Genomic DNA, 14601 nt, shown 5'->3' with positions numbered 1-14601 from the left:
TTGTCACTGGAGTGATTATCATGCGTGTTTGTGTTATCGGAACGGGTTATGTGGGTTTAGTCACTGGGGTTTGTCTAGCACATATCGGCCATCATGTCATCTGTATTGACAACAATGAAGAAAAAGTCAAATTAATGAAATCGGGACAATCCCCCATCTATGAACCGGGGTTATCGGAATTAATGCAGTCTTCAGCAGCCTCTGGCAATCTGGAATTTTCCACGGACCTAGAAGCGGGAGTTAAACACGGTGAAATCCTCTTTATCGCTGTTGGTACACCAGCACTACCCACGGGAGAAAGTGACACCCGTTATGTGGAAGCGGTGGCCCGGGGTATTGGGGCCCATCTCAACGGTGGTTATAAAGTAATCGTCAATAAATCTACCGTTCCCATCGGTTCTGGGGATTGGGTACGGATGATCGTCCTCGATGGGGTGGCCGAGAGACAAAAAAATCTCGTGGCCGCTGGTGGCGGTATTAGTACACTAGAACGCATCGAAGCGGAATTCGATGTGGTCAGCAATCCCGAATTTTTACGCGAAGGTTCGGCAGTTTATGATACTTTTAACCCCGATCGCATTGTTTTAGGCAGTAATAACCCGAAAGCTATTGAAATGATGAAGGAATTGTACGCTCCTTTGGTTAAACGCCAATTCGCTGACGATCCCTCCTTGCCTCCCGTTCCCGTGGTTGTTACGGATCTCAGTTCGGCGGAAATGATTAAATACGCCGCTAATGCCTTCCTAGCCACCAAAATTAGCTTTATTAACGAAGTAGCTAATATCTGTGATCGCGTGGGGGCCGATGTCACCCAAGTGGCTAAAGGTATCGGTTTAGATTCCCGTATCGGCAGCAAGTTCCTCTCGGCCGGGATCGGTTGGGGGGGTTCCTGTTTCCCCAAAGATGTGTCGGCTTTGGTACATACCGCAGAAGACTACGGTTACGAAACGGAATTACTTAACGCCGCTATCAATGTTAACAAACGTCAACGGACAATCGCGATCGAAAAACTGCAACAGGAATTAAAAATCCTCAAGGGTAAAACCGTCGGTTTGTTGGGATTAACTTTTAAACCCGATACCGATGATATGCGCGATGCCCCGGCTTTAACCATGATCGAACAGTTAAATCGTTTAGGTGCTAAGGTAAAAGCCTATGATCCGATCGTTTCCCAAAGTGGTTTAAGTCACGGTTTAAGCGGTGTGATTATCGAATCGGATCCAGAAAGATTGGCCGATGGTTGTGACGCTTTGGTGGTGGTGACGGAATGGCAAGAATTCCTCCGTCTCGACTACGGCAAAATGGTTAAAACCATGCGCGAACCCGTGTTAATTGATGGTCGCAATTTCCTCGATCCTGCGGTGGTGACAGCAGCTGGTTTCCGTTACCTCGGTATTGGACGTTAATCCTAGGAATCCGCCTTTTCAGTAGGACTGACGCGGTTGGGGAAGGTACAAGAAGCAGCACCACTTACCCCTGCTCCTAGGGGCGAAAATTGCCCGATTATGCTGGCTGAAAAACGAAAAATTCCGATCTGACCATGGGGTTATTGGCTATAGTTAAATGATATGAACAGGAGCCACTAGAATCCAGGGGCGATGGGTAGAATTAAATTGAGAAACTAGAATCAGTTTTAGCAATACATACCTATGGTTAGCTCTGTTCAATACCGCTACACTAACGAACAAGTTAGGGACTGGTTACGGGGATTACTGACAATTGCCTGGTCTGATGGGGATTATAGCACCAGCGAGCAGGAATCGATCGCCCGTTTCGCTCACGAATTAGAATTAGATGACGACCACGTTCTCTATCAATCGATTAGTCCCGAAGAATTGGCCGCAAGTTTCGGTCATGACCCCAAAATATCAGAAAACTTCCTCCGCACGGCGGTTATGGTAGCGATCGCCGATGGCGTTTATTCCCCCGCAGAAGCGCAATTACTGCGTAGTTATCGGGATGCTTTCGGGTTAGAAATCGAGGCCTTGTCAGCTTTAGAACATACTATCTGTGAAATTCCCGAAATTACCACAGAAGCGAATAAATCCGAGTTTATCAGTGCCGAACATCCCCACCCAGATCTGCTGCATCCCCTCAAAGACTGGTTAGATGGGGTGGAAATGCACGATCCGCGCTTGGCCCGGTTTATCTGCAAAATGGTGCCGCCTCAATGTCCTTTTGAACGCGATATCGTGCTTTTTGGCCATAAATTAGTCCATATTCCGCCTCTGTGCAAGTTAAATCCTCTCTACGAACAATTAGTCGGTTTACGTTTCCGCGCTCTATCATACTTAGCCGATGATTGTCAAGAGGATATTTCCGAGTATATTTAGCCAGTTTAACTAAAATTACGGCTAAAATGGTATAAATATCCTGCTGACAGAAAATGTCTCAGCCTCAAGGCTTTTCCTAGCCAATTCTTCCGTTAAAATTAGGTTAGGGACTTGCGCTTTGATAATGTACCTTTTGGGCGAACGCAGTTCGCCCCTACATTGTGGACAAAATCCGTTACTGTAGGGGCGCAAAGCTTGCGCCCTCCGCTCGCTCAGGTTTGCTGATCACCCTAAGTGGGGCGAGAGCCTTGGAGAGCCCCCGCAGCTAAGGGACTTGCGCTTTGATCATGTGCCATCTGGCTGATCTGATTCTTCTACAGAGCGATTTTCTGGCTGGGATATTATTCCCACGCAAGTCCCTTAAGTCGCCGTTAAGAGAGAAAAACTATGAGTAAAAACTCCCGACGAGTCGATTTTTCTGATTTACCCGGGCCAAAAAACCTGCGCTCCTATCAATGGCAGTGGCTAGTCCGAGATCTACTCGCCGGTGTCACCGTGGCAGCCTACGCTATTCCCCAGTGTATGGCTTACGGCGACCTGGCCGGGGTCGATCCCGTGGTGGGATTGTGGACTCTCGTGCCAGCCGCCCTAGTTTACGCCCTTTTCGGCTCCTCATCGCAACTATCCCTCGGACCAGAATCGACCACGGCAGTGATGACGGCGGCAGCGATCGCACCTCTGGTGAGCCTTCAAGGGGAAAATTACGGCAGTTTAGCGGCTTTTTTAGCCCTAATGGTCGGTTTAATCTGTTTAGTTGGTTATATCGCCCGCTTGGGATTTTTAGCTAATTTACTCTCCAAACCGATTCTAATCGGTTATATGGCGGGAGTGGCGGTGATCATGATTGCGGGACAACTGGGTAAAATTAGTGGTTTGTCAATCCGTGAAAATACGGTTTTTAAAGAAATTTTCGCTTTTTTCTGGGGAATAAACCAATGGCACTGGCCAACCCTTAGCCTAGCTCTATTGCTGCTACTATTTCTATTTATCATCCAAAAATATTTTCCCAAAGCACCGGGTCCCTTGCTGGCAGTTTTACTGGGAACCCTCGCCGTCGCCACCTTCCATCTCGATGGGGAGGGGGTGGCAGTAGTGGGGAAAATTAGCAAGACTTTGCCTAATTTTGGCTTACCAACCCTAGATTTTTCCCAATTACTACCCCTAGGAACCGCGGCCGTCGGCATTGCCCTGGTCGGCTATTCCGATAACGTCTTGACCGCTAGAGCCTTCGCCGCACGTCATAACCAAGAAATCGATGCCAATCAAGAATTTTTAGCCCTAGGACTGGGGAATCTGGCGGCGGGTTTTTGTCAGGGATTTCCCATCAGCAGCAGCGCCAGTCGCACTGCGGTGGGGGATTCTGTGGGCAGTAAAAGTCAGATTTACTCCCTGGTGGTGGCAGTGGTGGTGGTGGCGGTCATTTTCCTGCTCGGTCCAGTACTGGCACTCTTTCCCAAGGCTGCCTTGGGTGCGCTGGTGATTTATGCAGCCTGTAAACTGCTGGATATCGCCGGCGCTAAACGACTAAAAAGCTTTCGCAATAGTGAGTTTAATCTCGCTGTCCTGACCATGGTGGGGGTGCTAACCACGGGGATTTTAAGCGGGGTTGCTATCGCCATCGGTCTCTCGGTTATCGATTTATTGGCCCGCATTACTCGGCCTGATGATGCCGTCTTGGGTACGGTTCCGGGGGTGATGGGTTTACACGCGCTCCAGGATTGGCCGGAAGCGCAAACAATACCGGGGTTAGTTATCTATCGTTACGATGCCCCCTTATTTTTTGCTAATGCGGCCGACTTTAAACGTCGCGCTCTCAGTGCCATTGCCCGGGAGACAAAACCGGTAGAATGGTTTGTCTTGAATACGGAGGCCCTTGGGGAATTGGATAGTACAGCAGTGGAGATTCTTGAGGAATTAGCGGCAGAATTATCAAGACAGGGTATAGTTTTCGCCCTCGCTAGGGTTAAACACGATCTGTACTTAGAATTGCAACGTTCCCGCTTGTTAGATAAAATTAGCGAGGAGAGAATTTACTATACTTTGCCAGCGGCGATCGAAGCTTTTAAAAATCGTTGACTGATAGTTAGGGGTCGAGAAGGTCGTCGCCGACCTCCCCTCCCATAAAGAACCTACCCGTCCATAGTTTTCGGACTTTATTGAAATTAGCTGATAGAGTTGTCTAAGTTGGGCTTCCGTCGGTTGCATTTAGTCATTATCGGCTTGATTTTAGATTATTGTTCATTTTTAGCATCATTAACTGAAAGTCACTTCCCTAACCTATTTAGGGTTTGCTGAATAAAGGTGAAATGTAGGCAAGGTAAGGGTTTTGTGGCTTTTCTCGCTCCCACAGGTGCAAGATTTTGAGAGAATCGTGCTTCAAAACCTTGCGTCTTCATCGGCCCGCGTCCTGTAGGGGCGAAGCATTCGGATAAAAAATCTACGGTTTCACCGATAGGTTATTGCCCGAATGCTTCGCCCGTACTTTGTCAGCAAACCCTATTTAGCATCAGTTTAACCCATTTTTCAAGAATCTAGGCTAGAATATAAAGACAAGACGTATTGCTCTGGGTTAATCTACTCTGTAGAAGCTAAGAAGGTAATCAAAATGGCTAAATATTCGCCTCTTATCCATGTATCTCCTGAAACTATGAGTGGTGTTCCTGTTTTTTCAGGTACTAGAGTTCCGATACAAACACTTTTTGATTATCTTAAAGCAGGAGAATCAATTGATGATTTTTTAGAGGGTTTTCCAACGGTAACAAGAGAACGAGTTATTAGCTTACTTGCAGAATTTGAAAAAGAGCTTATTGATAGGGTAGCGTGAAATGAGGCTTCTTTTAGATGAATGTATTGACCGAAGATTAATGAGGGAGTTTACAGGTTATAATATCAAAACTGTTCCGCAAATGGGATGGACTGGGATCAAGAATGGTCAACTGTTAGGTTTAGCTTCACAAGAATTTGATATTTTTATTACAGTGGATAAGAATTTGCCGTTTGAGCAAAATTTACCGCAGTTTAATCTAGCTATTATTATTTTACAATCACAATCAAATCGTTTGGCTGATTTAAAGCCTTTGGTCTATAAAGTTTTAGAAGTTTTGGCAACAGTAACAAAAGGAACAGCAACAGTAGTAAGTTTATAACAACCTATTTAAAATGAATTTAAGCCATTTTTCAAGAGTCTGGGCTAAGATATTAAGGCAATGCTGCATTACACTGCGTTAATGCAGCCTACAAAATTGGTGATCGCACTCGATGAGATGATAAAATATCAATTATTGAAGAACAAAGCTATCTCCTCCATTAAATCGATAATATTTGATACCAGTTGCGTCATCTGTGACAGTAATACTATTAGGATTACATTTGCTCATTCCCGATGGACCACTACCACCACCAAAATTGAAAAAAGGAGCCATCGCTATACATTTTCCAGCTGACACAGGAACATAACAATAATCACCGCTAACTGAAGCACCAGATATATTAGGTTCAACTCTTTGTCTTTCATTAAAAAACATAGGTCCTGTTTTACACTGATACTGACGACGAGATTGGCTAATTAAAATATCATTACTCATATTGTTTGCTTGTATGGGAGCAGAATTAATTAATCCCACACCAATGAACATACAGAGGATTTTAATGGCTCTCATAGTGAGTAGTTACTGCAAAAACAACCATAATAAGCAGAATCCTAACTAATAAGTTTAAACATTGTCAAGACGGAAAAAAACGGATATTGTCGGAGGTTTTGTTAACTATGTTTACAAATATCGGAAAATAACGGATAATGACGGTATTATGTCCCCAAATCTTAACATTACTCCCATGGATACCCAAGAAGTCTTCTCACTTATTGATAATCTGGTTTTTGACCACACGGGAAAGCATCTCGATACATTGCAATTAGGGATTTTAAAGAACGTTTTTGATGGTCAGAAATATGCAAAAATAGCAGAAAAATATAATTGTTCTGAAGGTCATGCCAGAGATAAAGCTTATGAACTTTGGCGCATTCTTTCGGAAGTGTTAGGGGAAGAATTAAATAAATCAACTGTTCGATCAGCAATTGAAAGATTTATTACCACGAGTAGTACCAATAACATAGTAAATTCTGTAAAAATTGATCAGGTTACTTTTTGTCATCACCCTTCTAATAATCGAGAAATAGAAAATTATCATATTTATAAAACTGAAAACAATGTTATTAAAGCAAAACTAGAAACTGTTCCCAAACTAATAGGATTAGGATTAACGATCGAACAAATTGCTCAGGCTCTTGATTTAGATATACAATTAATTTTAGATAGTCTCAAATCAGAGTAACTTTGATAAATTTATCAAGATATGGATGTCAAGCTGCTTTGATACACAATTGACAAGGATAGGGAAATGGGGTTCTTTTGGATTTGGTGGGTAAAATGTATTCTAAGATACAGTCTTGCGGGCGAGGGAGTGGAAGGAACCACAGAGACACAGAGGACACAAAGATCGATCGCTACTATATAAGTTAAACTTATCACACAAAGTTGAGAAGAGCCTTATTTTCGCTTGATCGCTCCAGCATTTATGCTAAATTTACCTCGCCCACTTCAGTCTGTTAAACTCAACTGTTCATAGCTCTGAAAATTTCACGAACAGAGATTTTTTCGAGCCAACAACCTATAAAAAAGTTGTCTAGCCGTAATTCCTATAATTCAATTACAGCTGCTATTAATTTCCAGCAGGGAGCTTCTCCTTCCCAATTTGCCGAAGAGACCCAAGGCAGACTAAGACTGACGGTAACAAAACAGTTTTGCTGAGGTTGATAGCCTGTATTTAATTTCTCGACAAATACGGGATCAGTTATCTTTGCTTCTGTCAAACTGTTACCATTCGCTGTTGTAATTGTGCCACGCCACTCAAAATTTCCTTTTGAATTTTCTTTTTGATATACTCTAAAACTCTGCACTTGAATCAACTGGAGAGTATAACGTTGATTGAAATTAAGGTTTTTCAAATAAGAAGGATTAACATATTTAATTGAATTGTGCAGTATTTTTGTTGGGGTTCTACAATACTTTCCCAAATCATTGATATTGAATCTACCTACACATTTCCATTCACCGGGTAAAACGGAAAGATTTTCCGATTCAAACCCAAAATCATTGCCAGTATCAGCAAGGGGAATTTCGAGAATATCTAAAACTTTTGGTTCTTTACCAGAAATTAGTCTAACTGATCGTGGAACCCTGCCATCTTCTGGATAAAGAGAATCACACACAGGACGAACCCAATTTCCTGAACTAATATCAATTCCAGCGATACAGCGTTCATTTAATTTCCATGAATTAGCAAGACAGACAATTTTTTTCAGAGATGACATATATTGACATTCCCCCATTTATCCTTTAAATATTCGGCCACTAAACGACGGTGACAATTATGAGGTTTTGCCTCACTACAGAGTAAACAAGCATTATTAATTACATCTGGAGAAACTTTTGTTTCAATCCTGCGGCTACTAATAAGTTGTCTAAATTTTTGTTCGTATATTGTCCAATCAACTTTTTTCTTTTTATATTCATCAAGAATATCTTGAGTTGGAGCTAAGTCTAAAACATGAACATATTCAATTCCACCGATGACTTTTAAAAAATATTCTAGGTCAGCTTTTTTACTAAATCCTGCTAATTGGGAAACATTATTTAAACGAGTATCTATAACTCTCTTAACGCCAGCTTTTTGTAAATCATCAAAGAACTTCTGTGCAGTCTTTTGAGTAAAGCCGATTGTAAAGAGATTGATTGTCCTGTTCATCATAATTACCACTTGTTTCTATATAAGCAATTGCATCACCCTGAAGCTTATAAGCTTTCTCCAAACATTCTGCTTTTGTGAGAAGATTGCTATTTGGCTCGACAAATAAAGAAAGCTGAATTTCTTTTTGACTACTTGCTGAAAAATCTGTCAAACTATGTTTAAACAGCATTCTTTCTTCCAGATGGTCATGAGATTCCAAGTCACCATTTTTGAGAATATGATAAATATCTAAATCGCAATGACGTAGATGTTGACAAACCAGAATCGCTCTATGACATTCAATCGGGTCTTTCTCCGCACACATAAGGGCAATTCGATGTTTTTTCACTCCCTGTAAAATTCGTTCAATTCCATGATTAAAAGCTGATGTTTTAGCAATTTTTTCGTATAAAGCCTTACCATTGACATAACATTCTTCGCTGCTCGGCCTGGCTCCTAATTCCTTGCCCAAAAACACATAGTAAATGCCTTCACTTTTTAAAGCATTTGACAATATTGACTGATTAAAATGCTTGAGAAATCGGCTATAAGGATGAGAACGAACATCAGCAAGGGCAGTTATATTATGCTTCTTAAGTAGAAGCATAAATGAGGCAATTTCGTGATTAGAGTGACCGATGGTGAATAACTGCATCAATATTATTATTCCTTCGATGAAAGCCTACAATAATCATTGTAGATCAACCATTGCCTAGACAGGGGAACAGACCATCGGGCTAGAAGTAACTCTATAGGCAGAATATCCCAACTTTTAACCCTGATTATCGGTCAGGGGTCGATGTTTCTCAATCAAATTGATCGCCTGGGTGACACTTTCCGGGAAAATTACCACTAAACCACCCTCAGAAACCGTGCTTAAAGCCTTCTCTAAAGCTTCCGTTTCATCGAGAATAACTTCCGGCCGCAAACTGGCATTTTCTTGGCTAATTCCCCGGAGAATTAAATCGGCCACTTCTCCCCGGCGGCGACCGCGAGTATCGTTATCTTCCTTAACAATAATCCGATCGAACATTTGGGCTGATAATTTCCCTAATAAAATTAAATCATCATCCCGTCGATCGCCAGGTCCGCCGACCACGCCGACTTTTTCGCCGGACCAATTGCCGACAAAACCGCCGACGGCTTCGTATCCGGCGGGATTATGGGCATAATCGATTAAAGCGTGATGGTGTCCCAAGTCAAACAGGTTCATCCTGCCGGGGGTCTGGGCCACGGAAGGTTTAAAAGTCCGCACCCCTTGGCGAATTAACTCGATATCGATACCCTGCACAAAAGTGGCTAAACAGGCGGCCAAGGCGTTAGCAATCATAAAAGGAGCCATTCCCTGCATAGTCACGGGAATATTGACTGCTTCCTCGATTCTCAGCGTCCATTCTCCCTCTAGAATCGACAGATAGCCATTCTCATAGATGGCGGCCATGCCACCGCGACGGATATGGTCGTGAATAATCGGGTTATCGGGACTCATGGAAAAATAAGCGACTCTTCCCTTGACTTTTTCGGCCATACTAGCGGTCAAGGGGTCATCGGCATTTAAAACCGCGTAACCCTCGGCGCTAACCACCTCGGCCACAACGCTTTTTACCTTCGCCATTTGTTCGATGGTGTCGATATCACCGATACCCAAATGGTCGGCGGCCACATTTAACACCACCCCCACATCGCACTGATTAAAGGCTAAACCCGATCGCAGGATACCACCCCGGGCCGTTTCTAATACGGCAATCTCCACCGTGGGATCCTTCAAAATCATACTGGCGCTGTAGGGACCGGTGTTATCGCCCTTTTCTACCAGATAATCATCGATATACACGCCGTCCGTCGTGGTAAATCCGACTACTTTCCCCGTTTGTCGGCAAATATGAGAAATTAAGCGGCTAGTGGTGGTTTTGCCGTTAGTTCCCGTAATGGCCAGAATTGGCACGCGACTGGGAGTCCCAGGGGGGAATAACATATCGATAACTGGGGCGGCGATATTGCGGGGTAAACCGCGACTGGGGGCGACGTGCATCCGAAAACCGGGGGCGGCGTTGACTTCTACGATTACCCCGTCCACTTCTTTCAGGGGTTTGCGGATATCCTCTGTCACCACATCGATCCCGGCAATGTCCAAACCGATTAATTTTGCCACTCTTTGGGCGATCCAGACGTTTTCGGGGTGAATTTCGTCGGTACGATCCACGGCGATGCCGCCGGTGCTTAAATTAGCCGTGGCCCGCAGATAGGCGATCTCTCCGTGGGCTAAAATGCTGGTTAATTCATAGCCCTGTTTCTCTAGCACATTAAGGGCGGTTTTGTCAATAGTTATTTTAGTTAAAACGTTAGCATGACCGTCACCCCGGTTGGGATCTTGATTAGTAATTTCGATTAATTCTTCTACAGTTGAGCGCCCATCACCGACGACGTGAGCGGGAATCCGTTCGGCCACGGCGGCGACTTTACCATTTATGACTAAAATTCGGTGATCACTGCCTTTATAATACCTTTCTACGATCACGCTGCGGGTTTTCGAGGCGGCACTGGCTAGATCATAGGCTTCCTCTGCTTCCTGTTGAGTTTTAACATCGATGCTGATGCCCCGGCCGTGGTTGCCATCGAGGGGTTTAATCACGATGGGAAACCCTCCCACTTCCTCGATTGCCGCTGACAACTCATCCAAGTATTGAATCACCGTACCCCGGGGGACTGGAATCCCACCATCCTTGAGGATAGTTTTTGTGCCTTCCTTGTCACAGGCCAACTCAACGGCTAAAATCCCCGAAAAACTGCTTAAAGTGGCTTGAATGCGCTTTTGGTGAACGCCATAGCCCAATTGCACCATGGCACGAGCGCTCAGGAGTAACCAGGGAATATTTCTAGCTTGTGCTTCTTTGACGATGGTTTCTGTACTCGGACCGAGGGAGGCATTATTGCATAAATCGCGTAAATCGGCTAAATCTTGGGCTAATTCTTGCTTAGGATAGGTTCCCGTATCGACAATCGATTGACACAAACGCACGGCAGCCCGACCCGCATAACGTCCCGCTTGCTCCTCAACGTACTCAAATACTACGTTATAGACTCCGGGGGTGGAGGTGCTTCTAGTGCGACCAAACCCGACGGGAGTTCCTGCCAATTCCTGCAATTCTAGGGCGATATGTTCAATGATGTGGCCCATATAAGTGCCAGTGCGGACTCGTTCAAAGAAACCGCCGCGATAACCGGGGGAGCAGTAATGTTCGACTAAACTGGGGAGAACGTCGATTAATCCCTCGTAAAAGCCGGGGATTTCATTCGATGGCTTCTCTGCGAGATCTTCGAGATCCAGACGCATAACAATGAGCTTGTCGCGACGAATACTCCAGTAGTTGGGACCGCGCAGGGTTTGGGTTCTGAGAATTTTCATGATATAGCTGATGTTCGCTGTTGAGAAGCACAAAGAAGCCGTTGTTTATTGTCTGGTTTTCCGAGATCGGTAAACTGTTCATCGTGAACAGTTTTTCAGGAGTTTTTTTACCCCAATTTAGGGATCACTTGCTGTTTTTTGAGATGATAGCCATCACCGTAGGCCAGAATATGTACCCGCAGATTATGCAGACTCAGGGGTTCGTTAGCGGTGACGTGATGGTGGTTGGTGTGGGACATTTCCCTAGCATTAATTACCGTCACTGTACCGCAGCCGATTACTGTCATCGTGCCATCCCGTTCAAACATAGCGCAGGTATCCTCATCGATGCCAATTCCTAAACGTTCGGGATAACCGGAGATAGCACTCATTAGCCGGGCCATGCGGTTGCGATTGTGGAAGTGTTGATCGACAATGACTTCAGGAATGAGACCTAATCCCATGGCCATATCCACTAGGGCCCGATTGGGTGCTTCCCCACTGCTGCCCCCGGCAATCATGTGATGACCCATAACGGCGGCCCCGGCGCTAGTTCCGGCCAGGGTTAATTCTCCCTGTTGCACTCTTTGTCTGATTCTTTCCATCAGGGGAGTATCGGAGAGCAAACCGCATAAACGCAGCTGGTCGCCTCCGGTCATAAATACACCTGTACACTCTTCGATGTAGGCTTGAAATTGGGGGTCTTCTCCCTGTACGCGATCACGAATATCGATAACTTTGACGTATTTTGCCCCCATTTCCTCGAAAATCTTCTGATAGCGATCGCCGATTAAAACCGGTTCTCTGGAAGCGGAGGGAACAATAGCGATCACTGCTTCGCTACCCCCAGCGCGATTCCAAAAGGTATGCAGTATCTCTTTACCGTGGACTTTATCCTCGGCACCTCCAATGACTAAAATCGCCGTTTTGAGAGATACGGGGGTAGGATTTTGGTGGTGTTGGGTTTCTAGCTCGATGATCATGTCACTGAACGAATAGACATTTTTAGGGATGGAAGGTTTTTCGGGAAGATGGACAGGTATCTTGATCTTATTTTCCCTGAACGGTTGATGGAAAAAAATGCGGTTTAGGAATATTTTTCGGGACATCAAGCAATAGTAGAGGCGATTTTAGCAATTTTCTTCGATCCACTGGCAATGACGGACTGTTAGTTAACTTTTAGTCTAGGCTAGACTTCGATCACTCAAGCTAGAGCCAGAAAAACCCCTAGACAGTACAGGATAGTCTATCATGTTATTGAGATAGACTAGCGCCAAATTAGCAAGATTTTAACCGATCGAACCGTGACAAAATGATACATTAAACACTATCCCAGTCTAGGCCTTAATTTTCCCCGTGCAGTTTGACATTATTACTCTCTTTCCCGATTTTTTTACTTCACCGCTGCGGTCGGGGTTGTTGGCAAAAGCTCTCGAACGCGACATCGCTAGGGTAAATTTGGTCAATCTCCGGGATTTTGCCCACGATAAACACCGTCGCGTCGATGATGAACCCTACGGTGGTGGTGTGGGAATGTTATTAAAACCAGAGCCAATTTTTGAGGCGATCGAGTCTTTAGAAACTTTACCACCCCGGGAGATCGTGCTGATGACTCCCCAGGGGGAACCTCTCAATCAAGCTTTACTGAAAACTTGGGCCGGTAGTTATCGGCAGTTAATTCTCATCTGTGGCCATTATGAAGGGGTAGATGAGCGGGTTTGTGAGCATTTGGTGACTAGAGAGGTATCTTTAGGCGATTTTGTCCTAACTTGTGGGGAAATCCCGGCTTTAGCGATTATTAACGGGGTGACGCGGTTGTTACCCGGGACGGTAGGTAAGGCAGAATCGTTGAAATTGGAGAGTTTTGAGGCAGGTTTATTGGATTATCCCCAATATACCCGGCCGCCGGTCTTTCGCAGTTGGCAAGTGCCGCCGGTTTTGCGATCGGGTAATCATCAGGATATCGCTGATTGGCGCTATCAACAACAACTCGATCGCACTAAGGAACGTCGTCCAGATCTCTGGCAAAAATGGCTAGAGGAACAGGATTAATCGCCAAAAATGCTCCCGTGGGCATGATGAATTATGAATGATAAATTATGAATATAGCGTTTCCTAAGCTAGTGAGGTACACCTATTTTTCTTGCCTTTTGCCTCTTGCCTAAAACCCATAACTCTTGTACCTCAGCAGACTGAAAACCGCTATATATAGTTTTCCCGACTGTCTCAAGAAATCCGTTTTCTTGTAATAAATATTAATTTCTGTTACAGGGGTATTGAAAAATTCGGGATTGTTGGGCTAAAACTGTTAGCAATAAACCTTTGCAGTTAACGTCATGACTTCTACCCTTTTGCCGAGCTTTCCTGCTATTGACGATGTTTTGTTCAATTTTGCTCAATCTGATGGCTTGAGTCAAGCTAATCGGGTGGATAGTGCGAGAAATCAGCGTTTAACCGCTACCGTAGTTTTCCTCGATGCTGGTGTTAGCGATTATCAAAGTCTCCAAGCTGGGGTAATTCCAGAAGTCGCCACGGTTATTCTCTCTCCCAATCAAGACGGAATCGAACAAATATCCACTTTTTTACCACAAAATCCCCAGATTACCACCACCACCTCTATTATTAAATCGGTGCGTTACGCTATCGCGCTTCACCCCTAAGAGTAAGCGGACAACTCAAATGAACCAAACAACAGCCAATTATGATGAACCCTGGAAAGAAGCATTAAGCGAGTATTTTGAAGCGTTTTTATACTTCTTCTTTCCTGAAGTTCACCAATTAATTGATTGGACAAAAATTCCCGAATCCCTAGAAAAAGAACTCAAACGGATTACCGCTTCAGCAAAGACAAAAAAACGTTTCGCTGACAAACTCTATAAAGTCTGGTTACTCAGGGGTGAAGAAGTGTGGATTTTGATTCATATTGAAATTCAAAGCCAATACGAAGAAAATTTTCCTCAGAGGATGTATATTTATAACTATCGGGCCTTTGATTTGTATCAGAAACCAGTTATCAGTCTGGCAATTTTAGGAGATGAACGAGTAAATTGGCGACCAGATTCCTATAATTATACTATCGCTGGCTGTGAAGTGAGT

16 protein-coding genes are annotated in these 14601 nt (G+C 44.3%); 9 read left to right on the top strand and 7 right to left on the bottom strand.

Going from position 1 to position 14601, the window contains the following annotated elements; all coding sequences use genetic code 11:
- Window positions 1-20 precede the first annotated feature (20 nt).
- The 5 genes from IM507_RS15050 to IM507_RS15030 all read left to right on the top strand — a co-directional run bounded on the left by IM507_RS15050 (window position 21) and on the right by IM507_RS15030 (window position 5479).
- A complete protein-coding gene (locus tag IM507_RS15050) occupies window positions 21-1406 on the top strand; it encodes a UDP-glucose dehydrogenase family protein (protein WP_002736537.1) in 1386 nt (461 codons plus the stop codon).
- Window positions 1407-1649: 243 nt separating this feature from the next.
- Window positions 1650-2333: a Mo-dependent nitrogenase C-terminal domain-containing protein gene (locus IM507_RS15045; RefSeq protein WP_002738062.1), complete on the top strand. Its 684-nt coding sequence runs from the start codon at window positions 1650-1652 to the stop codon at window positions 2331-2333.
- Between the two features lie 387 nt (window positions 2334-2720).
- Complete coding sequence (locus tag IM507_RS15040) at window positions 2721-4409, top strand: SulP family inorganic anion transporter (protein WP_123230467.1); 1689 nt, start codon at window positions 2721-2723, stop codon at window positions 4407-4409.
- A gap of 529 nt (window positions 4410-4938) precedes the next feature.
- Complete coding sequence (locus IM507_RS15035; RefSeq protein WP_002746174.1) at window positions 4939-5157, top strand: DUF433 domain-containing protein; 219 nt, start codon at window positions 4939-4941, stop codon at window positions 5155-5157.
- Between the two features lies 1 nt (window position 5158).
- Window positions 5159-5479 (top strand): DUF5615 family PIN-like protein, encoded by a 321-nt coding sequence (locus IM507_RS15030; protein WP_272013831.1) that lies wholly within the window; start codon window positions 5159-5161, stop codon window positions 5477-5479.
- Window positions 5480-5611: 132 nt separating this feature from the next.
- Here IM507_RS15030 and IM507_RS15025 read toward each other — a convergent pair whose 3' ends face one another.
- Window positions 5612-5992 (bottom strand): hypothetical protein, encoded by a 381-nt coding sequence (locus IM507_RS15025; protein WP_104396614.1) that lies wholly within the window; start codon window positions 5990-5992, stop codon window positions 5612-5614.
- 175 nt (window positions 5993-6167) lie between these two features.
- Between IM507_RS15025 and IM507_RS15020 the strand changes: the two genes are divergently transcribed.
- The gene (locus IM507_RS15020) at window positions 6168-6665 is read left to right on the top strand and encodes a hypothetical protein (RefSeq protein WP_123230490.1); all 498 of its coding nucleotides are present in this window, start codon (window positions 6168-6170) and stop codon (window positions 6663-6665) included.
- Between the two features lie 14 nt (window positions 6666-6679).
- Here the strand turns inward: IM507_RS15020 and IM507_RS15015 are convergent, their stop codons facing one another.
- The 6 genes from IM507_RS15015 to IM507_RS14990 all read right to left on the bottom strand — a co-directional run bounded on the left by IM507_RS15015 (window position 6680) and on the right by IM507_RS14990 (window position 12488).
- Entirely contained in the window at window positions 6680-6862 is a 183-nt protein-coding gene (locus tag IM507_RS15015; RefSeq protein WP_253845086.1) for a hypothetical protein, read from the bottom strand.
- 167 nt (window positions 6863-7029) lie between these two features.
- Window positions 7030-7704 (bottom strand): dual OB domain-containing protein, encoded by a 675-nt coding sequence (locus tag IM507_RS15010; protein ID WP_287637274.1) that lies wholly within the window; start codon window positions 7702-7704, stop codon window positions 7030-7032.
- The gene (locus IM507_RS15005) at window positions 7692-8138 is read right to left on the bottom strand and encodes a DUF488 domain-containing protein (RefSeq protein WP_002738277.1); all 447 of its coding nucleotides are present in this window, start codon (window positions 8136-8138) and stop codon (window positions 7692-7694) included. Before IM507_RS15005 ends, IM507_RS15010 begins: the two co-directional genes overlap by 13 nt.
- Complete coding sequence (locus tag IM507_RS15000) at window positions 8074-8775, bottom strand: DUF488 domain-containing protein (protein WP_002736234.1); 702 nt, start codon at window positions 8773-8775, stop codon at window positions 8074-8076. The genes IM507_RS15005 and IM507_RS15000 overlap by 65 nt, the downstream gene beginning before the upstream one ends.
- Window positions 8776-8892: 117 nt before the next feature.
- Window positions 8893-11526: a cyanophycin synthetase gene (cphA, locus tag IM507_RS14995; RefSeq protein WP_287637273.1), complete on the bottom strand. Its 2634-nt coding sequence runs from the start codon at window positions 11524-11526 to the stop codon at window positions 8893-8895.
- A 107-nt stretch (window positions 11527-11633) separates the two neighbouring features.
- A complete protein-coding gene (locus IM507_RS14990; RefSeq protein WP_002754723.1) occupies window positions 11634-12488 on the bottom strand; it encodes a cyanophycinase in 855 nt (284 codons plus the stop codon).
- Between the two features lie 373 nt (window positions 12489-12861).
- Between IM507_RS14990 and trmD the strand changes: the two genes are divergently transcribed.
- The 3 genes from trmD to IM507_RS14975 all read left to right on the top strand — a co-directional run.
- Entirely contained in the window at window positions 12862-13557 is a 696-nt protein-coding gene (gene trmD, locus IM507_RS14985) for a tRNA (guanosine(37)-N1)-methyltransferase TrmD (RefSeq protein ID WP_069473912.1), read from the top strand.
- A gap of 284 nt (window positions 13558-13841) precedes the next feature.
- Window positions 13842-14165, top strand: coding sequence for a DUF4347 domain-containing protein (locus IM507_RS14980; RefSeq protein ID WP_002736749.1), 324 nt, complete (start codon window positions 13842-13844; stop codon window positions 14163-14165).
- A 19-nt stretch (window positions 14166-14184) separates the two neighbouring features.
- A partial coding sequence (locus IM507_RS14975) for an RpnC/YadD family protein (protein ID WP_287637272.1) occupies window positions 14185-14601 on the top strand: 417 nt, incomplete at its 3' end.

The sequence above is a fragment of the Microcystis sp. M20BS1 genome (genome assembly GCF_020245305.1).
GTDB lineage: Bacteria > Cyanobacteriota > Cyanobacteriia > Cyanobacteriales > Microcystaceae > Microcystis > Microcystis ichthyoblabe_A.
Note: the sequence above shows the minus strand (reverse complement) of the source record. Positions and strands in the feature narration are given on the sequence as shown.